General features: G+C 68.3%; 15 protein-coding genes. 12 read left to right on the forward strand and 3 right to left on the reverse strand.

Annotated features, from left to right (window positions below):
• Positions 1 to 67 precede the first annotated feature (67 nt).
• The 3 genes from atpD (at position 68) to mgtE (ending at position 3,447) form a co-directional block, all read left to right on the forward strand.
• The gene (gene atpD / locus FEF15_RS04265) at positions 68 to 1,444 is read left to right on the forward strand and encodes a F0F1 ATP synthase subunit beta (protein ID WP_163557906.1); all 1,377 of its coding nucleotides are present in this window, start codon (positions 68 to 70) and stop codon (positions 1,442 to 1,444) included.
• 24 nt (positions 1,445 to 1,468) lie between these two features.
• Positions 1,469 to 1,897, forward strand: a complete 429-nt coding sequence (locus FEF15_RS04270) for a F0F1 ATP synthase subunit epsilon (RefSeq protein WP_163557907.1) — start codon at positions 1,469 to 1,471, stop codon at positions 1,895 to 1,897.
• A 176-nt stretch (positions 1,898 to 2,073) separates the two neighbouring features.
• Positions 2,074 to 3,447 carry a magnesium transporter gene (mgtE, locus tag FEF15_RS04275; RefSeq protein ID WP_163557908.1) on the forward strand — a complete coding sequence of 458 codons (1,374 nt, stop codon included), beginning with the start codon at positions 2,074 to 2,076 and terminating at the stop codon, positions 3,445 to 3,447.
• On the opposite strand, the gene FEF15_RS04280 is transcribed toward mgtE, so the two are convergent.
• Positions 3,434 to 4,624, reverse strand: a complete 1,191-nt coding sequence (locus FEF15_RS04280) for a cation diffusion facilitator family transporter (protein ID WP_163557909.1) — start codon at positions 4,622 to 4,624, stop codon at positions 3,434 to 3,436. The two genes, mgtE and FEF15_RS04280, sit on opposite strands and share 14 nt — an antisense overlap.
• Positions 4,625 to 4,831: 207 nt before the next feature.
• Between FEF15_RS04280 and FEF15_RS04285 the strand changes: the two genes are divergently transcribed.
• The 5 genes from FEF15_RS04285 to FEF15_RS04310 all read left to right on the forward strand — a co-directional run bounded on the left by FEF15_RS04285 (position 4,832) and on the right by FEF15_RS04310 (position 11,949).
• Positions 4,832 to 5,632 (forward strand): undecaprenyl-diphosphate phosphatase, encoded by an 801-nt coding sequence (locus tag FEF15_RS04285; protein WP_163557910.1) that lies wholly within the window; start codon positions 4,832 to 4,834, stop codon positions 5,630 to 5,632.
• A 20-nt stretch (positions 5,633 to 5,652) separates the two neighbouring features.
• The gene (locus FEF15_RS04290) at positions 5,653 to 6,723 is read left to right on the forward strand and encodes an FAD:protein FMN transferase (protein WP_163557911.1); all 1,071 of its coding nucleotides are present in this window, start codon (positions 5,653 to 5,655) and stop codon (positions 6,721 to 6,723) included.
• A 62-nt stretch (positions 6,724 to 6,785) separates the two neighbouring features.
• Positions 6,786 to 8,153: a bifunctional UDP-N-acetylglucosamine diphosphorylase/glucosamine-1-phosphate N-acetyltransferase GlmU gene (gene glmU / locus FEF15_RS04295; RefSeq protein ID WP_163557912.1), complete on the forward strand. Its 1,368-nt coding sequence runs from the start codon at positions 6,786 to 6,788 to the stop codon at positions 8,151 to 8,153.
• Positions 8,154 to 8,165: 12 nt separating this feature from the next.
• The gene (glmS, locus tag FEF15_RS04300; RefSeq protein WP_163557913.1) at positions 8,166 to 10,001 is read left to right on the forward strand and encodes a glutamine--fructose-6-phosphate transaminase (isomerizing); all 1,836 of its coding nucleotides are present in this window, start codon (positions 8,166 to 8,168) and stop codon (positions 9,999 to 10,001) included.
• A 601-nt stretch (positions 10,002 to 10,602) separates the two neighbouring features.
• Positions 10,603 to 11,949 carry a sodium-dependent transporter gene (locus tag FEF15_RS04310; RefSeq protein WP_163557914.1) on the forward strand — a complete coding sequence of 449 codons (1,347 nt, stop codon included), beginning with the start codon at positions 10,603 to 10,605 and terminating at the stop codon, positions 11,947 to 11,949.
• A gap of 70 nt (positions 11,950 to 12,019) precedes the next feature.
• On the opposite strand, the gene FEF15_RS04315 is transcribed toward FEF15_RS04310, so the two are convergent.
• On the reverse strand, positions 12,020 to 12,220 hold the full coding sequence (locus tag FEF15_RS04315; RefSeq protein ID WP_163557915.1) for a hypothetical protein: 201 nt from the start codon (positions 12,218 to 12,220) through the stop codon (positions 12,020 to 12,022).
• 247 nt (positions 12,221 to 12,467) lie between these two features.
• Here FEF15_RS04315 and hexR point away from each other — a divergent pair, with 247 nt between their 5' ends.
• The 3 genes from hexR to FEF15_RS04330 all read left to right on the forward strand — a co-directional run bounded on the left by hexR (position 12,468) and on the right by FEF15_RS04330 (position 17,034).
• Positions 12,468 to 13,331: a transcriptional regulator HexR gene (hexR, locus tag FEF15_RS04320; protein WP_163557916.1), complete on the forward strand. Its 864-nt coding sequence runs from the start codon at positions 12,468 to 12,470 to the stop codon at positions 13,329 to 13,331.
• Positions 13,332 to 13,598: 267 nt separating this feature from the next.
• Positions 13,599 to 15,806 (forward strand): DNA helicase II, encoded by a 2,208-nt coding sequence (uvrD, locus tag FEF15_RS04325; protein WP_163557917.1) that lies wholly within the window; start codon positions 13,599 to 13,601, stop codon positions 15,804 to 15,806.
• A gap of 127 nt (positions 15,807 to 15,933) precedes the next feature.
• Positions 15,934 to 17,034 (forward strand): TRAP transporter substrate-binding protein, encoded by a 1,101-nt coding sequence (locus FEF15_RS04330; protein WP_163557918.1) that lies wholly within the window; start codon positions 15,934 to 15,936, stop codon positions 17,032 to 17,034.
• 48 nt (positions 17,035 to 17,082) lie between these two features.
• Here FEF15_RS04330 and FEF15_RS04335 read toward each other — a convergent pair whose 3' ends face one another.
• On the reverse strand, positions 17,083 to 17,499 hold the full coding sequence (locus FEF15_RS04335) for a hotdog domain-containing protein (RefSeq protein ID WP_205598471.1): 417 nt from the start codon (positions 17,497 to 17,499) through the stop codon (positions 17,083 to 17,085).
• Here FEF15_RS04335 and FEF15_RS04340 point away from each other — a divergent pair.
• A complete protein-coding gene (locus FEF15_RS04340) occupies positions 17,498 to 18,553 on the forward strand; it encodes a phosphate ABC transporter substrate-binding protein (RefSeq protein WP_163557920.1) in 1,056 nt (351 codons plus the stop codon). The genes FEF15_RS04335 and FEF15_RS04340 overlap by 2 nt on opposite strands.
• Positions 18,554 to 18,567: the final 14 nt, after the last annotated feature.

Below are 18,567 nucleotides of genomic sequence, written 5' to 3' on the forward strand. Positions count from 1 at the left end.
CGGGGAGCGCGCCCAGGGCGCGCCCGGCATACCAGGTTTCATTTCCAGGTTTTTGAGAGGAACCAAGATGAGCGGACGTATCGTACAAATCATCGGCGCGGTGATTGACGTAGAGTTTCCGCGGGACGAAGTGCCCAAGGTCTACGACGCGCTGAAGGTCTCGGATGTCGAGACCATTCTCGAGACCCAGCAGCAGCTGGGTGACGGCGTGGTGCGCACCATCGCCATGGGCTCCACCGAGGGGCTCAAGCGCGGCATGGAGATATCCAATACCGGCGCGGCCATCTCCGTGCCAGTGGGCAAGGAGACCCTGGGTCGCATCATGAACGTGCTCGGCGAGCCCATCGACGAGGCCGGCGAGATCGGTGAGCAGGAGCGCATGCCGATCCACCGCAAGGCGCCGGGCTATGCCGATCAGTCGGTCTCCAGCGAGCTGCTGGAAACCGGCATCAAGGTCATCGACCTGGTCTGCCCCTTCGCCAAGGGCGGCAAGGTCGGCCTGTTCGGCGGCGCCGGCGTGGGCAAGACCGTCAACATGATGGAGCTGATCCGGAACATCGCCACCGAGCACAGCGGCTACTCGGTGTTCGCCGGCGTGGGGGAGCGGACCCGCGAGGGTAACGACTTCTACCACGAGATGACCGAGTCCAACGTTCTGGACAAGGTGTCGCTGGTCTACGGTCAGATGAACGAGCCGCCCGGCAACCGCCTGCGCGTAGCCCTGACCGGCCTTACCATCGCCGAGAAGTTCCGCGATGAAGGCCGCGACGTGCTGCTGTTCGTCGACAACATCTACCGCTACACCCTGGCGGGGACCGAGGTGTCGGCACTGCTCGGCCGCATGCCGTCCGCAGTGGGCTACCAGCCGACCCTGGCCGAGGAGATGGGTGTGCTCCAGGAGCGCATCACGTCCACCAAGACCGGCTCGATCACCTCCGTGCAGGCCGTCTACGTGCCCGCGGACGACCTGACCGACCCGTCCCCGGCCACCACCTTCTCGCACCTCGACGCCACCGTGGTACTGGCGCGCTCCATCGCCGAGCTGGGTATCTACCCGGCCATCGACCCGCTCGACTCCACCTCGCGTCAGCTCGATCCGCTGGTGGTGGGCGAGGAGCACTACAACACCGCCCGCGGCGTGCAGGGCGTGCTGCAGCGCTACAAGGAGCTCAAGGACATCATTGCCATTCTGGGCATGGACGAGCTCTCCGACGAGGACAAGCAGGCCGTGGCCCGGGCGCGCAAGATCCAGCGCTTCCTGTCGCAGCCGTTCTTCGTCGCGGAAGTGTTCACCGGCGCCCCGGGCAAGTACGTGTCGCTGAAGGACACCATCCGCGGCTTCCAGGGCATCCTCGACGGCGAGTACGACGAGCTGCCCGAGCAGGCCTTCTACATGGTCGGCACCATCGACGAGGCCGTCGAGAAAGCCAACCAGATGAAGTAATCCCGTCCATCAGGGGGATTCGCTATGGCGAACAGCTTCAAGTGCGAAATCGTCAGCGTTGAAGCGTCGATCTACTCGGGCGAGATCGAGCAGCTCGTCGCGTCCGGCGTGATGGGCGATCTCGGCATCCTGCCCGGGCACGCACCGCTGCTCACCGAGCTGCACCCGGGGCCGATCCGCGTCATCCACGATGGCGGTCAGGAGGAGAACTACTACATCTCCGGCGGCTTTCTGGAAGTACAGCCCGACGTGGTGACCGTGCTCGCCGACTCCGCGGCCCGTGCCAAGGATCTCGACGAGGCGTCGGCCGAGGAGGCGCGGCAGCATGCGCTGAAGGCGTTCACCGACAAGTCGGGCGAGCTCGACTACAGCCGTGCCGCGTCGGAACTCGCCGAGGCGGTGGCCCAGCTGCGTACCATCCAGCAGCTGCGCAAGAAGGCCGGCAAGGGCTAGTCGCAACGCCGCTAGGCGCGTGGCAAGGCCGCGTCAACGCCCCCCGAACAGTGTTCGGGGGGCGTTTTCTTGTCTGCTATGATGGCCCCACCGGCCGGGCACCAGGGGCCCCGGCCTTTGCCATTCGACGCCGCCCGAGGCGACGCATCGGCCGCGGTGGCGGCAGGAGGAGGCCCATGTCATTGAACGAATCGCTTCAGGAACACAAGGAGACACTGCTCTCCGCCCTGGAGCAGGCGCGTCACGAGACGCTCGACGAGCAGCTGCCCGAGCTGCGTGCCGCGGACCTCGCCGAAATCCTCGAGGAGTTGCTCGAGGAAGAGGAGGGGCTGGCCTCTGTTCTTGCCCTGTTCGATTGTTTGCCCATCGAGCGGCGAGCCAACGTGCTCGGCTACCTGCCGGGCGATGAACAGCTGGTCGTCGCCGAGGCGATGTCCGACGAGACGCTGCTCAAGGTGCTCGAGGAGATGGGCTCGGACGAGCGCGCCGACCTCTTCAACCTCCTCGACGAGGATCGCCGCGAGGGCCTGCTGCGGCGCATGGCGCGCCAGGAGCGCGAGGACCTCAAGCGCCTGGCCAGCTACGAGGAGGGCACCGCCGGGGCCATCATGACCTCAGACTACGTGGCCATTCCCAGCGGCATGACGGTCTCCCAGGCGATGATGCGGGTGCGTCAGACCGCCCCCGATGCCGAGACGGTCTATCAGCTCTACATCGTCGATGGCGACGGGCGACTGGCGGGGACGCTGTCGCTGCGCCAGCTGATGGTGGCCCGCCCGGGCGCCCAGGTCGACGACCTGATGATCAAGGATGTGATCAGCATTCCCGTGGACGAGGAGCAGGAGGAGGTCGCCCGCGCCGTGGCCCGCTACGACCTGCTGGCGGTGCCGGTGATCGACGCCGACGAGCGCCTGGTGGGCATCGTCACCCACGATGACGCCATGGACGTGGTCGAGTCCGAGGCCACCGAGGACTTCCACAAGGGGATGTCCATCGGCGCCCTGGAGGACGGGGTGAGCCGGGTGCCGCTGTGGAGCCTCTATCGCAAGCGGGTGACCTGGCTGGTGCTGCTGGTGTTCGCCAACCTCTTTTCCGGCGCCGGGATCGCCTACTTCGAGGACGTGATCGCCGCCAAGGTGGCGCTGGTGTTCTTCCTGCCGTTGCTGATCGGCAGCGGCGGCAACGCCGGCGCCCAGGCCGCCACCCTGATGGTGCGCGGCATGGCCACCGGCGACGTGGGCGTCAAGGACTGGGGCAAGCTGCTGGGGCGGGAACTGCTGGTGGCGGGCTCGCTGGGGCTGACCATGGCCCTGGCGGTGGCGCCCATCGGCGTCATGCGCGGCGGCGAAGCGGTGGCCATGATCGTTGCCCTGAGCATGGTCACCATCGTGCTATTCGGCAGTCTCCTGGGCATGTGCCTACCCTTCGTGCTCGACCGCGTGGGCTGGGACCCGGCCACCGCCTCGGCACCGCTGGTGACCACGCTCATCGACGCCACCGGGGTGCTGATCTACTTCTCCATCGCCACCACCATCCTCAGCGCGGCGTAGCGGCGCGGGCGTCGCGCACCACCTGGCACACTTCCACGGCGGCCAGCCACGGCAGATCGCCGGCCCGGTCCAGCAGGGTCGCCGGTGTCGGCAGGCGCTCCCCGGTCAGGTCGTCGTCCAAAAAGAGCACCACGGTGATGCGTTCGTCCAGGTAGTGCAGCCGGTAGTCGATCAGGTGGGCCCAGGCGTCCAGATCGCCCCAGCGGTCGGCCAGCAGCCGGTGGACCTCGGGGCGCAGCGGCAGGCCGGGGAAGCGGCTGGGATCGCCCTGGCCCTCGTCGTCCTCGGGGTCGACATGGAAGGTGACGTCGTTGAGGGTCGGATAGGCGTTGCGCAGCCGACGGCTCACCTCGTTGCCGATCTCGTGGGCCTCCGACACGCTGATGCGCGGCGCCACCACCAGGTGCAGGTCGACCATGGCATGGCCGGCGGACTGGCGGGTGCGCAGGTCGTGCACGCTGTCGACCCCCGGCACGCTGCACGCCACCTCGTGCATGCGCTGCTGGGCATCTTCCGGCAGGGCGGTGTCGACGAGTTCGCGGGCCGACTCCCACAGCAGGTCCCAGCCCACCTTGCCCACCAGCAGGCCCACCACCACGGCAGCGACGGCGTCCACCCAGCCGACGCCGAACTGGGCGCCCAGCAGGGCGACGAGGACCACGGCGGTGGAGAGCACGTCGGAGCGCGAGTGCCAGGCGTTGGCCTCGAGCAGCCGCGAGCCGACCCGCTTGGCCACCCGCATGGTGTAGCGGAAGATCCACTCCTTGGCGAGCAGCGCCGCGGCGGCCAGGAGTAGCGCCATGAGGCCGGGGGCGGGCAGGCTCGTGCCCATCAGCAGGCGCTGCAGGCTCGACCAGGCAATGGCGCCGGCCACGAAGATCAGCACGCTGCCCAGCAGCAGGGTGGCCAGGGTCTCGATGCGGCCGTGGCCGTAGTGGTGGTCGCGGTCGGGATCCTGGCGGCCATAGTGGGTGGCCGCCAGGACGAAACCGTCGGTGACCAGGTCGGAGAAGGAGTGGATGCCGTCGGCGATCAATGCCGCCGAGCCCACCAGCATGCCGACGATGACCTTGGCCAGCCCCAGCGCACCGTCGATCCAGGCGCCGATCAGGGTGACGCGCTTGGCATCGCGGAGCTGGTCGCGCTTGTCGTTCTGGGCGTGATCGCTCGCACTCATGGTCGCTACCGATGAAGGCTGGCCCCGGCAGGGGGAATGTGGACCCAATCGGTCGGAATTCTCGCATTCCCGTCGGCCGAATTGAAGGCCGGGAGCTGCCTGCGTGGCGTGGCAGGGCGGACAGCTCCGCGCCGGACGTGTATCCTCTGCGCGTCGCGCCGGTCGCCGCTGCGTCGGCGACGACCCTCATCGTCACGGGATTGCCACATGGATTGGCTGCAAGTCGTCATTCTCGCTGTCTTTCAGGGGCTGACCGAGTTCCTGCCGGTCTCCAGCTCCGCTCATCTCATCCTGGTGCCGAAGTTCACCGACTGGGGCGATCAGGGGCTGGCCTTCGACGTGGCCCTGCACCTGGGCAGCCTGGCGGCCGTCGTCGCCTACTTTCGCCAGGAACTGCGGAGCATGGCCACGGCCTGGCTGGCGTCGCTTGGCGGCGCGCGCGGCAACGCCGATGCCCGCCTGGGCTGGTGGGTGCTGCTCGCCACCGTGCCGGTGTGCGTCTTCGGGCTGCTCTTTCGCGACGTGATCGCGCTCGGCATGCGTTCGCCGCTGCTGCTCGTCGCCTCGCTGATCGGTTTCGGGCTGCTCCTCGGCTACGCGGACTGGGGGCACCGCGGCCGGCGCAGCGAGTACCAGCTCACCCTGAGGGATGCGCTGGTCATCGGCTTTGCCCAGGCATTGGCGCTGATACCCGGCACCTCGCGCTCCGGCATCACCATCACCGCGGCACTGCTGCTCGGGTTGAGCCGCGAGGCGTCGGCGCGCTTCTCCTTCCTGCTGTCGATTCCGGTGATTCTCCTGGCCGGCGGACTGGAGGCGCTGGGCCTGTTTCGCCAGCCCCAGGCCATCGACTGGACGGCGCTGGGCGTCGGCACGCTGCTCTCCGGGGTGAGCGCCTACCTGTGCATCCACTACTTCTTGGCCTTCATCCGCCGTATCGGCATGCAGCCTTTCGTCATCTACCGTCTGGTGCTGGGCGCCTGGCTGCTGTGGGTCTTCTGGCCATGAGACTGCCGCAAGGAGGTCGCATGAGAATGCTGCTACGCTTCCGGTTCTGGCCGCTGGTCCTGCTGGTGCTGCTCGCCGGCTGTTCGGAGAGCGACCGGCCCGTGGAGCCGCCGGTGCGCCTGGAAGGCGCCATCTTCGGCACCTTCTACCAGGTGACCCTCGCCGAGTCGCTCACGGTGGGGAAGGTACAGGCGCTGGAGGAGGGCATCCTGGCCGAGTTGGAGGCGGTCGATGCCAACATGTCCACCTACCGCGACAACTCCGAGCTCTCCGCCTTCAACGCCGCGCCGGTGGGCGAGTGGCAGTCGCTTTCGCCGGAGTTGATCGAGGTGCTGGCGATCAGCGAGGGGGTGGCCGAGGCGAGCGGCGGCGCCTTCGACGTCACCATCGGCGGGCTGGTCAACCTGTGGAGCTTCGGCCCCGAGGCGCGGCCCCGCGAGGTGCCGGACGAGGCGACCCTGCGCGAGCGCCTCGCCGAGATCGGTCCCGACAGCCTCGAGGTCGATGCCGAGCGGCAGCGGGCGCGGCGCACCCGCGATGTCTTCGTGGATCTCTCCGCAGTGGCCAAGGGCTACGCTACCGACCGGGTGGCGGACTACCTGGCCGACGAGGGCCTCGAGCACTACCTGGTCAACCTGGGCGGCGACCTGAAGGTGGCCGGATGGCGCGACGGCGACAGCGAACCCTGGCGGATCGGCATCGAGGCGCCCCTCGACGACCGCCAGGAGGCCACCCATATTCTGCCCCTGCACGACATCTCGGTGGCCACCTCCGGCGATTACCGCAACTTTTTTGAGGCGGACGGGCAGCGCTACTCCCACACCCTCGACCCGCGCACGGGCCGTCCCATCACCCATGGCCTGGCATCGGTCACCGTGGCGCACCCCTCCAACGCCTGGGCCGACGCCTGGGCCACGGCGCTGACGGTGCTCGGCGAGGAGGAGGGCATGGCACTGGCGCGCCGCGAGGCGCTGGCGGTGCTGATGCTGGTGCGGCGCGACGACCGTTGGGAAAGCTGGGTGAGCCCCGCCTTCGTCGACACCTTCGGTGCGGCGCGGGTCGAAGCGCTGGGGCTGGAGGTGCGGCGCTGATGGCCGGGTGTACACTGGCAAAGGATGGAACCGACCAATGAACGAATCGACGAGGAGTCCCGATGAGCCTTGACGTGGTGATTCTGGCGGCCGGACAGGGCACGCGGATGCGCTCGAGCCGGCCCAAGGTGCTGCATCGCCTGGCCGGCAAGCCGATGGTGCGCCATGTGCTCGACACGGCAAGTGAACTGGCGGCGGACCGCCTGCACGTGGTGGTCGGCCACGGCGCCGAGGCGGTGCGCGAGGCGCTGGCCGACTACCCGGTGCACTTTGCCCGCCAGGCCGAGCAGAAGGGCACCGGCCACGCCGTGGCCCAGACCCTCGAGGCGCTGGGCCAGGGCAAGGTGCTGGTACTCTACGGCGACGTGCCGCTGATCCGCCGCGACACCCTGGCGGCGCTGCTCGCCGAAGTCAGCGAGTCGCGCCTGGCACTGCTTACCGTCACCCTCGAGGACCCCAGCGGCTATGGCCGGGTGCTGCGCAATGCCGCCGGCGAGGCGGTGGCCATCGTCGAGCACAAGGATGCCAGCGAGCGCGAACGGGCGGTGCGCGAGTGCAACACCGGGATCATGGCGATGACCGCCGACCAGCTGCGCCGCTGGCTGCCCCGGCTTTCCGCCGACAACGCCCAGGGCGAATACTACCTGACCGATATCATCGCCATGGCGGCCGCCGAGGGGGTCAGCATCGCGACTGCCCAGCCCGGGGAAGCGCTGGAGGTGGAGGGCGTCAACGACCGGCTGCAGATGGCGCGCCTCGAGCGTGCCCACCAGGCCCGTCTCGCCGAGCGACTGATGCGCGAGGGTACGGCACTGGCCGATCCCGCGCGCCTCGACGTGCGGGGTGCGCTGCGCTGCGGCCACGACGTGGAGATCGACGTGGGCTGCGTCTTCGAGGGCGAGGTGGAGCTCGGCGAGGGCGTGCGCGTCGGCCCCCACTGCGTGATCCGCGACAGCTACATCGGGGCCGAGACGGTGATCGAGCCCCACAGTGTCATCGAGGGCGCGGTGATCGCCGGACGCGGCCGCATCGGCCCCTTCGCCCGGTTGCGGCCGGGGTCGCGCCTGGCGGTGGGCGCCAAGGTGGGCAACTTCGTCGAGACCAAAAACGTCGAGGTGGGCGAGGGCAGCAAGATCAACCACCTGAGCTACGTGGGCGATGCCCGCCTGGGGCGCGGCGTGAACGTGGGCGCGGGCACCATCACCTGCAACTACGACGGCGCCAACAAGCACCGCACCGAGATCGGCGACGACGCCTTCATCGGCTCCAACACCGCCTTGGTGGCGCCGGTGAGTGTCGGCCGCGGCGCCACCGTGGGCGCCGGGTCGACGATCAGCAAGGACGTGGCGGACCATGCTCTGGCCGTGTCGCGGGCCCGCCAGGTGAGCAAGGCCGACTGGCCGCGGCCCAGCAAAGCCAACCAGGATTAAAAGGAGAGCACCATGTGTGGCATCGTCGGGGCCGTGGCCCAGCGCAACGTGGAAGGAATTCTGCTCGAGGGACTCAAGCGCCTCGAGTACCGCGGCTACGACTCGGCCGGCATGGCCGTGCAGTCGCCCCAAGGGCGCCTGCAGCGCAGCCGCGCGGTCGGCAAGGTGGCGGCACTGGCCGACCGGCTGGTCGCCGAGCCTATGGCCGGGCGCTGCGGCATCGCCCATACCCGCTGGGCCACCCACGGGCGACCCACCGAGGAGAACGCCCATCCCCACTGCTCGGGGGAGCGCCTCGCCGTGGTCCACAACGGCATCATCGAGAACCACGAGGCGCTGCGCGAGGAGCTCGCCGCCGCCGGCTACCGTTTCACCTCCCAGACCGACACCGAGGTGGTGGCGCACCTGATCGACCGTGACTACCGTCAGTGCGGCGATCTGCTCACCGCGGTGCAGCGCGCGCTCGCTCGCCTGGAGGGCGCCTATGCCCTGGCCGTGGTGCATGCCGACGAGCCCGACGTGGTCATCGGTGCCCGCCAGGGCAGCCCGCTGGTGGTGGGGGTGGGCATCGACGAGGCCTTCGTCGGCTCCGACCCGCTGGCCCTGCTGCAGGTCACCGATCGCTTCCTCTACCTGGAGGAGGGCGACGTGGTGCGCCTCGCCGACGGCGGCCGCATCGACGTCTACGACACCACCGGCCGCGCGGTGGAGCGGGAGGTGGCCACCTTCGAGCACGGCGACGGCGCCGCCAGCAAGGGCGCCTATCGCCACTTCATGCTCAAGGAGATCCACGAGCAACCGGCGGTGATCGCCGCGGCGCTGGAGGGGCGCCTGGGTGACCAGGCGGTGCTGGTCGAGAGCTTCGGCCCCGAGGCCCGGGCGCTGTTCGAGCGGGTCAAGCAGGTGCACATCGTCGCCTGCGGCACCAGCTATCACGCCGGGCTGGTGGCGCGCTACTGGCTGGAGCGCTACGCCGGGGTGCCGGTGCAGGTGGAGGTGGCCTCGGAGTACCGCTACCGCCAGGTGGTGGTGCCCGAAGGCACCCTGTTCGTCACCCTGTCGCAGTCCGGCGAGACCGCCGACACCCTGGCGGCGCTGCGCTTCGCCCGCGAACGGGGGTATCTCGCCAGCCTGGCGATCTGCAACGTGCCGGGCAGCTCCCTGGTGCGCGAGTCCGACCTCACCCTGATGACCCAGGCCGGGCCCGAGATCGGGGTCGCCTCCACCAAGGCGTTCACCACCCAGCTGGCCGCTCTGATGCTGCTGACGCTGGCGCTGGGCCGCACCCGAGGGCTCGATGCAGCGCTGCAGGCGGAACTGGTCTCGGCGCTGCGCGGCCTGCCGCGTCTGGTCGAGCAGGTGCTGGCGCTGGATGATGAGATCGAAGCCCTGTCGATGGCCTTCGCCGAGAAGCACCATGCGCTCTTCCTGGGGCGCGGCACCCACTTCCCCATCGCCCTGGAGGGGGCGCTCAAGCTCAAGGAAATCTCCTATATCCATGCTGAGGCCTACCCGGCCGGCGAGCTCAAGCACGGGCCGCTGGCGCTGGTGGACAGCGAGATGCCGGTGATTGCCGTGGCGCCCAACGATGAGCTGCTCGACAAGCTCAAGTCCAACCTTCAGGAGGTGCGCGCACGCGGCGGCGAACTCTTCGTGTTCGCCGACGAACAGGTGGCGCTGGCCGAGGAGCCCGGCATTCGTGTACTGCGCCTGCCCTACGTGCACGAAGCGCTGGCTCCCATCCTCTACACTCTGCCGTTGCAGCTGCTCAGTTACCACGTGGCGGTCCTCAAGGGCACCGACGTCGATCAGCCACGCAATCTGGCCAAGTCCGTCACCGTCGAGTAGCATCGCTGCCATTTTCCCACAAGGGGATGGCTGAGGCGGCCACCAACCGATTGTTGATAACATGGAGTGCCAACCGGGTAATGCTTGAGGCTCGTTCGCGCTAGGCGACATGGCCCGGGGAGACGCCTCCCCGGCGCCAGGCCCAGCGCGCGACCCCGAAACGCCCATTACACGGGCTTTCCACGGGCAGCGAGACTCTGGTGCGCTGCATCGGCCACGACGATAAGGCCCTCAACCAGCACGACGTTCCCCTCTGGATCGAGCGTCTCGCCCTGTGGATAAAACTGGGGAAAACCCCTTTCCTCTTTGTGCATACTCCCGACATTCACCAGGCCCCACAGCTTGCTCGGTCGCTGCATGCCCGCCGTGCCGAGCGCTGGCGCTGCCGGCGCTGGCCGACTTCGCCGGCGAACGTCAGACCTCGTTCTTCTAGCGCTTTCCTGTGACGCCTCCCCCATTGGTGCAAGGCTGCCCACCGTGGCTGGCCATCGAGCGTATGATCGGATAGATTTGCCGTCATTCGGGCGATATTCCATCCAATCTTGCTGTAATAATCGCCTTGAAGCACATCAACAACCATATTCACAACAATAGGTGATTCATGTCGAAGCTCACCCATGCACAGTGGTCCTCGAAGATGACCTTCGTGCTCGCCGCCGCCGGCTCGGCGGTCGGCCTGGGCAACATCTGGAAATTTCCCTACATGGTGGGCGAGAGCGGCGGGGCGGCCTTCGTGCTCGTTTACCTGCTGTGCATCGGCCTGATTGGCCTGCCGATCCTGGTGGCGGAGTGGCTGATCGGCCGGCGCGGGCAGGAGAACCCCATCAATGCCATGGCCGATCTCGCCAAGCGGGGCGGACATTTCCCCGGCTGGATTCTGGTGGGTATCAGCGGCGTGCTGGGCGCCTTCCTGATCCTCTCCTTCTACAGCGTGATCGGCGGCTGGTCGCTCTACTACACCCTGGGCTCGGTCAGCGGCAATTTCAGCGGTCAAGATGCCGATGGCATCGGCGCCCTCTTCACCGGCATGCTGGGCAGTCCCGGCCTGCTGCTGCTGTGGCATACCCTCTTCATGGTGCTGGTGATCGGTATCGTGGCACGCGGCGTGACCAAGGGCCTGGAGGGCGCGGTGCGTACCCTGATGCCGGCCCTGGTGGTGCTGATGCTCGTGCTGGTGGGTTACGGCATTACCACCGGCCATTTCGGCGAGGCGCTGGCCTTCATGTTCAGCCCCAACTGGAGTGCCGTGAGTGGCGAGGTGGTGCTGGCGGCCATGGGCCAGGCCTTCTTCACCCTGTCGCTGGGCATGGGCATCATGATGGCCTATGGCTCCTACCTGGGCGAGGACGTCAACCTGCTGAGCACGGCGCGCACGGTGATCATTCTGGATACCGCCATTGCCCTGCTCGCCGGCCTGGCGATCTTCCCCATCGTCTTCGCCAACGGCCTGGATCTGGCCTCCGGCCCGGGGCTGATCTTCGTTACCCTGCCGCTCGCCTTCGGCAACATGGCCGGGGGTACGATTCTCGGTTTGATGTTCTTCCTGCTGCTCACCTTTGCCGCCCTGACCTCGGCGATCTCGCTGCTCGAGCCGGTGGTGGAGTTCATCGAGGAGCGCACGCCGCTGTCGCGGGTGTCAGCCACCCTGGTCTGCGGCCTGGGGGTCTGGGTCCTGGGCATCCTGGCGCTGCTGTCGTTCAACCTGCTGGGCGACGTCCTGATTCTCGGCTTCAACGTCTTCGATCTGTTGGATAACTTCACCAGCAAGATCTTGCTGCCGCTGACCGGCCTGGGCGCCATCCTGTTCGCCGCCTGGTGCCTGGATCGCCAGGGCGTGGCTCAGGAGCTGGGCCTGTCCGGCGGCACCGAGACCCTGTGGGTCGTGGTGGCGCGCTACGTGGCGCCGCTGGGCGTGATCGCGGTGTTCGTCAACTCGCTGCTGGGGTAAAACACCCCTCCCGCCCCTGCCGTCGGGGGCGGGTAGCGGCTTTCGCGCCGGTCGCCTGCTGGCGGCCGGTTCAGTGTTTCTCGTCGTCGACCAGGTCGGCGATGTCGCGCTCGAGCTGCTTGAACTCCTGGTGGAGCTCGATGCCGCGCCGGGCCCGCAGGTTGCGCTGGGCGGCGCTGCGCGAACGATGCTGATGTTCCGCCACTTCCATGCTCATGTAGATGTCGAGAAGCTGGCTCTTGACGGAGGTAACGCGTTCGACATTGCGCATGTTCGACTCTCCCTACTGTTCCTTCCTTCTTTGTTGCTCTTCTCTTGGCGTGGGCCGTCCCGTGCCGGGCATTCGGCATGACACGCTGTTTCTTACTATACCCTACTTGACAGAATGATGACGCTCTGCGCCATTCCACGTTCGGTGGTGGAGACTCCCCGACAGGACCCGGGATGGGGCATACTGGGAACCTGTCGGGGTTGCCTGCCTCGGCCCGTCCACTGCCGCTACCAGCAAGGAGTTTCGCGTGAGCCGCGCCCTCTTCGATGACATGAGACGCCGCATGGAGCACTTTCGCCGCTCCGAGCAGAAAGTGGCGCGCTTCGTCCTGCGCAACCCCGAGGAAGTGATCCACATGCGCATCGTCGACTTGGCCACCGAGGCCAAGGTGAGCGAGCCGACGGTGGTGCGCTTCTGCCGGGCCCTGGGTTGCAACGGCTTCCAGGACTTCAAGCTCAAGCTGGCGCAGATGCTCGCCTCGGGCAGCCAGTTCGCGCAGTTCTCGATGAACGACGACGATTCCGTCGCCGAGTTCTCCCAGAGCATCTTCGACTCCACCGTGGGCACCCTGCTGTCGGTGCGCGACCGCCTCGACAACGATGCCCTGAGCCGCGCCATCCAGGCGCTGGCCATGGCCAACCGGGTGGAGTTCTACGGCTTCGGCGCCTCCGGCGCGGTGGCCTTCGACGCCCAGCACAAGTTCTTCCGCCTGCAGATCTCCACCGCCGCCTACGCCGACCCGCACATGCAGAACATGTCGGCGGTGACCCTCAAGGAGGGCGACGTGGTGGTGGCGATCTCCCAGACCGGTCGCACCCGTGCGCTGGTGGCCAGCGTGCGCCTGGCCCGCGAGGCCGGCGCCACGGTGATCGGCCTGTGCCCCAGCGGCTCGCCGCTGGCTGAAGAGGTGACCCTGCCGCTCTACATCGACGTCCACGAGGACACCGAGATCTACACCCCCATGAGCTCGCGCATCGCCCACCTGGTGCTGGTCGACGTGCTCGCCGTGGGCGTGGCCAAGACCCGCGGGCCCAGGCTCGCCGAGCAGCTCAAGGCGGTGAAGAAGAGCCTGACGCCGCTTAGGTTCCCGGAGCAGGAAGGCAAGCCATAGGCGCCCGGCAACGCGGCTTTCCCGGCGACAGGGCTATCGCAGTTATGTGTGGGAGGGAGCTTCAGCTCGCGAAGCAGCGCGCAGCGCTGCCCCATCTGGGCCCCTTTCGGTGCCTTCGGCCGGCAGAGCCGGCCTCCCACTTTCCCCCTCTCTTCCCTGGGTGCCATCAACTGCGACTGCCCTATTCCCGGCGCCGCTCGCCGCGATGATTGGGCGGGCCAGTATGCTAAGCTGTCGGCCCATTTTCCAAGCAGCGATGCCTTCCCCATGGATGACGTCACGGCGATCCTCGATCAGTTGAACCCGGCCCAGCGCGAGGCGGTGAGCGCCCCCCAGGGCAACCTGCTGGTGCTGGCCGGGGCCGGTTCGGGCAAGACCCGGGTGCTGGTGCACCGTATTGCCTGGCTGATGCAGGCTGAGGGGCTCTCGCCCTACGCGGTGCTTGCCGTGACCTTCACCAACAAGGCAGCGCGCGAGATGCGCACCCGTCTGGAGGCGCTGCTGGGGCTCTCGCTGCGCAACGTGTGGGTGGGCACCTTCCACGCCATCGCCCACCGCCTGCTGCGCACCCACTGGCAGGACGCGCGCCTGCCGCAGCACTTCCAGATCATCGACACCGACGACCAGTTGCGCCTGATCAAGCGCCTGCTGAAGGACCACCGGATCGACGACGAACGCTTTCCGCCGCGCCAGGTGCTCTCCTTCATCTCGGGTTGCAAGGAGGAGGGACTGCGCCCCCACCAGGTCGACGCCCACGGCGATGCCTACCTGGGGCAGATGGTCGAGCTCTACGAGCGCTACCAGCTCACTTGCGAGCGCGGCGGGCTGGTGGACTTCGGCGAGCTGCTGCTGAGAAGCCTGGAGCTCTTGCGCGACAACCCGGCGCTGCTCGCCCACTACCGCGAGCGCTTCGGCCACGTGCTGGTCGACGAGTTCCAGGACACCAACACCCTGCAGTACGCCTGGCTCAAGTTGCTCACCGGCCTGACCACGCCGATGACCGTGGTCGGCGACGACGACCAGTCGATCTACGGCTGGCGCGGCGCGCGGGTCGAGAACCTGCGACGCTTCGAGCAGGAGTTCCTGGGCACCCGCACGGTGCGCCTGGAGCAGAACTACCGCTCCACCAGCCTCATCCTCGATGCCGCCAACGCCCTGATCCGCCACAATGCTGACCGCCTGGGCAAGGCGCTGTGGACCGAAGGCGACCACGGTGAACCGATCTCGGTCTACAGCGGCTTCAATGACCTCGACGAGGCGCGCTTTATCGTCGACACCATCAAGGAGAAGGTCGACGCCGGCTTCAACCGCCGCGAGGTCGCCATCCTCTACCGCTCCAATGCCCAGTCGCGGGTGATCGAGGAAACACTGATCCGCCAGGGCATGCCCTACCGCATCTATGGCGGCCAGCGCTTCTACGAGCGCCTGGAGATCAAGAACGCCCTGGCCTACCTGCGACTCTTGCTCAACCGTGACGACGACGCCTCGCTGGAGCGCATCGTCAACGTACCGGCGCGCGGCATCGGTACCCGCACCGTGGAGCAAGTGCGCAGCCGCGCCCGGGAGAGCGGCGTCTCGCTGTGGCAGGCGCTGCACGACGGCCTGGCCCAAGGCGCGTTCAAGGGGCGTGCCGGGTCGGCGCTGACCGCGTTCGCCGACCTCGTCGAGGCGCTGGACAACGCGACCGCCGGCATGGCGTTGCACGAGATCGTCGCCCACATCATCGAGCGCAGCGGCCTGATTACTCATCATCAGAACGAGAAGGGCGAGAAGGGCCAGGCGCGCGTCGAGAACCTCGAGGAGCTGGTCAACGCCGCTCGCGCCTTCACCCAGGGCGAGGCGCTCGACCCGCCCGAAGTGGGCGAGGGTGCCGTGGCGCTGGAGGCCTTTCTCGCCGAGGCGGCGCTCAATGCCGGCGATCACGAAGCCGACGAGTTCGAGGACGGCGTGCAGCTGATGACCCTGCACTCGGCCAAGGGGCTGGAGTTTCCGGTGGTGTTCATCGCCGGGGTGGAAGAAGGCCTCTTTCCCCACCGGATGTCGCTGGAGGAGCCCGGCCGCCTCGAGGAGGAGCGGCGGCTCTGCTACGTGGGTCTGACCCGCGCCATGCGCAAGCTCTACCTCACCCACGCCGAGATCCGCCGCCTGCACGGCAAGGAGACCTACCAGCGGCCGTCGCGCTTTCTGCGCGAGATCCCCGAGGAATACCTCGAGGAAGTGCGCCTGCGCGGCCAGGTTTCCCGGCCGCTGACCGCGACCCGGCCCGCTGTCGGTCTGTCGCAGCAGACCACGGTCAACGGCGGCGGCGACCTGCCGAGCCTGTGCCTGGGCCAGCGCGTCAGCCATCCGGTGTTCGGCGAGGGGGTGATCCTCAATGCCGAGGGCGAGGGGCAGCGCGCCCGGGTGCAGGTGAGCTTCGAGGGCGAAGGGGACAAGTGGCTGGTGCTGGGGTTTGCCAAGTTGACGCCGTTATGAGGCGTCGTTGACGGCGCTGTCGGTGGGTCGGCTTGCCGGCTAAATCGGCCTTGCCGCATACTCTTTGGCGGACACGCCGCACGCGACGCTGCGGATCAGAATAACTCACCCCGGAGTCATGCCCGCCATGCAACGCCGTCACTTTCTCAAGAACACCCTCAAGACCGCCGGCCTGGGGGCCGCCGGTATCGCCGCCGCGCCCTTCGTTGCCACTGCCAAGGCCCAGGAGACCATCACCTGGAACATGGTCACCTCCTGGCCGACGAACTTCCCCGCCCTGGGCACCGGCGCCAACGACTTCGCCGCGCGCATCGAGCGGCTCTCCGCCGGGCGCATGCGGGTGCAGGTGCACGGCGCCGGCGAGATGGTGCCACCGCTGGAGGTCTTCGATGCCGTGGCCGCCGGGACCGCCGAGATGGGCCACTCCGCCTCCTACTACTGGCGCGGCAAGGCGGCCGCGGCGCAGTTCTTCACCGCCGTGCCCTTCGGCATGAACACCACCGAAACCAACGCCTGGCTCTACCACGGCGGCGGCCAGGAGCTGTGGGACGAGGTCTACGCCAAGCACAACCTCAAGCCCTTCCCGGTGGGCAACACCGGTACCCAGATGGCCGGCTGGTTCAAGAAGGAGATCAACTCGCTCGACGACATGCAGGGCCTCAAGCTGCGCCTGCCGGGCCTGGCCGGCGAGGCGATGAACCGCATCGGCGTCACCACCGTCAACATGCCCGGCTCGGAGATCTTCACCTCCATGCAGACCGGGGTGCTGGACGCCGCCGACTGGGTGGGCCCCTACAACGACCTGGCCTTCGGCTTGCACCAGGTGGCCGACTACTACTACACCTCGGCCTGGAACGAGCCTTCGGCGATCCTCGAGGGGACGGTCAACCTGGATGCCTGGAACGAGCTGCCCGACGACCTCAAGGCGGTGGTCACCGAGGCGGCCCGCGCCTCCAACCTGGCGATGATCAGCGAGTTCGCCTTCCGCAACGCCCAGGCGCTGGACACCCTGGTCGACGAGCACGGCGTCGAGCTGCGAAGCTTCCCCGACGACGTCATGGCGGCGCTCCACGAGGCCTCCCAGACCGTCATCCAGGAGCAGGTCGACAACGATGCGGACTCGGCCAAGGTCTACGAGTCCTACATGGCCTTCCAGCAGCTGGTGCGCCGCTTCACCGACGTCGGCGAATTCGCCTACCTCAAGGCGCGCGCGCAGGTCGGCGCCTGAGCGGCGCGTCACCCGGCCGCAGCACAGGGGCGCCTCAGGGCGCCCCTGTCATTGACGCGCCTCGCCGCGGTGCACCGAGCGAATGCGACCGTTGTCGTCCAGCGCCACCATCACGAAACGCGCTTCGGTGACCTTGTTGAGCTCGTCGGGGTCGCGCTCGTGGGGCGAGCGGATCCACACTTCCACGTCGATCTTGATCGAGCTGTGGCCGATGTCGCGCACGCGGGTGAAGATGTTGACCGTGGATCCGACCCGTACCGGGCACAGGAAATCCATGGCCTCGATGGCCACGGTGGCCGTGCGCCCCAGGGCCTCGCGCCCGGCGGCGAGCTCCGCGGCCTGGTCCATGTGGCGCACCAGCCAGCCGCCGGGAATGTCGCCGTAGAGGTTGGTATCCTGGCGGCTGGCCAGCAGTTTCAGCGTCAGTTGCCCCTGCGGGGCGGGTACATCGTCGAGGTCTGTCATGAGGTGTCGCAAGCTCGGCTTGTTGTTGTGGAGAAAGACCCACCGGGGCCGGGGTGTTGCACCGCAGCGCCGGCGCCCGGAGCGCCATCTTATACGCCTAGGCCGCTCGGGCTCCAGCCTGGCGGGGCTGCTGGCCGTCGGCCTGCTGCTGGCCACGGCGGTGCGCGCCGAGCCGGAGGGGATCGAACCGGTGGGCACGCTGGGTGCCATGGGCTCCGATACCCTGGCGGGGCTGATGCTGCGCTGGGGGGAGCAGCTCACCGAGCGCCATCCGGGCATTCGCCTGCAGCTGCAGACCAGCGGCTCGGCCAGCGCCCCGCCGGCCCTGGCGGCCGGCACCACCCGCCTGGGGCCCATGTCGCGCCCCATGCGCGAGGTGGAGCGCGAGGCATTCATCGCCCGCCACGGCTACCCGCCGGTGGAGATCGAGATCGCCCGCGATGCCCTGGCAGTGGTGGTGCATCGCCACCACCCCCTGACCGCGCTCGACCGGCCAACCCTCGACGCCATCTTCTCGCGCACGCGCCGCTGCGGGGCCGAACAGGCCATCACCCACTGGTCGCAGCTGGGGTTCGAGTCGCCCCCGGGACGCATCGAACTGCACGGCCGCAACCTGGCCTCGGGCACCTATGGGCTCTTCCGTCAGCGCGCCCTGTGCGGCGGCGAGTATCGCCGCGCGCTCAACGAGCACCCCGGCTCGGCGGCCGTGGTGGCCGCGGTGGGCGAGACGCGCAGCGCCATCGGCTATGCCGGCCTGAACCATCTCACCCCCTCGGTGAAGGCGCTGGCCCTGGTGGATGACCAGGGGGTGCTCCGGCGCCCCACGGTCGAGGCGGTGCGCCACGGCGACTATCCGCTGAGTCGCTCGCTCTATCTCTACCTCAACCTGCCGCCGGAGGGGACCCTGCCCGGGCCGGAGCGCGCCTTCCTGGACCTGGTGCTCTCGCCGGCGGGTCAGGCCAGCGTGACCTCGCTGGGGTTCGTCGCCCTGCCCGACAACCGGCTGGCCGGCCAGAGACGCCGCCTGGGGCTGGCCCCGCTCGGCGCGGAGTGAGCCTGTCACCCATC

The organism is Halomonas sp. NO4, from assembly GCF_010994375.1.
Taxonomy (GTDB): domain Bacteria; phylum Pseudomonadota; class Gammaproteobacteria; order Pseudomonadales; family Halomonadaceae; genus Halomonas.

What these genes read in the sequence shown, in the direction of transcription:
- atpD (WP_163557906.1), top strand. Translation starts at nt 68, where the DNA reads ATGAGCGGACGTATCGTACAAATCATCGGCGCGGTGATTGACGTAGAG.
- FEF15_RS04270 (WP_163557907.1), top strand. Translation starts at nt 1,469, where the DNA reads ATGGCGAACAGCTTCAAGTGCGAAATCGTCAGCGTTGAAGCGTCGATC.
- mgtE (WP_163557908.1), top strand. Translation starts at nt 2,074, where the DNA reads ATGTCATTGAACGAATCGCTTCAGGAACACAAGGAGACACTGCTCTCC.
- FEF15_RS04280 (WP_163557909.1), bottom strand. Translation starts at nt 4,624, where the DNA reads ATGAGTGCGAGCGATCACGCCCAGAACGACAAGCGCGACCAGCTCCGC.
- FEF15_RS04285 (WP_163557910.1), top strand. Translation starts at nt 4,832, where the DNA reads ATGGATTGGCTGCAAGTCGTCATTCTCGCTGTCTTTCAGGGGCTGACC.
- FEF15_RS04290 (WP_163557911.1), top strand. Translation starts at nt 5,653, where the DNA reads ATGAGAATGCTGCTACGCTTCCGGTTCTGGCCGCTGGTCCTGCTGGTG.
- glmU (WP_163557912.1), top strand. Translation starts at nt 6,786, where the DNA reads ATGAGCCTTGACGTGGTGATTCTGGCGGCCGGACAGGGCACGCGGATG.
- glmS (WP_163557913.1), top strand. Translation starts at nt 8,166, where the DNA reads ATGTGTGGCATCGTCGGGGCCGTGGCCCAGCGCAACGTGGAAGGAATT.
- FEF15_RS04310 (WP_163557914.1), top strand. Translation starts at nt 10,603, where the DNA reads ATGTCGAAGCTCACCCATGCACAGTGGTCCTCGAAGATGACCTTCGTG.
- FEF15_RS04315 (WP_163557915.1), bottom strand. Translation starts at nt 12,220, where the DNA reads ATGCGCAATGTCGAACGCGTTACCTCCGTCAAGAGCCAGCTTCTCGAC.
- uvrD (WP_163557917.1), top strand. Translation starts at nt 13,599, where the DNA reads ATGGATGACGTCACGGCGATCCTCGATCAGTTGAACCCGGCCCAGCGC.
- FEF15_RS04330 (WP_163557918.1), top strand. Translation starts at nt 15,934, where the DNA reads ATGCAACGCCGTCACTTTCTCAAGAACACCCTCAAGACCGCCGGCCTG.
- FEF15_RS04340 (WP_163557920.1), top strand. Translation starts at nt 17,498, where the DNA reads ATGAGGTGTCGCAAGCTCGGCTTGTTGTTGTGGAGAAAGACCCACCGG.
- FEF15_RS04335 (WP_205598471.1), bottom strand. Translation starts at nt 17,499, where the DNA reads ATGACAGACCTCGACGATGTACCCGCCCCGCAGGGGCAACTGACGCTG.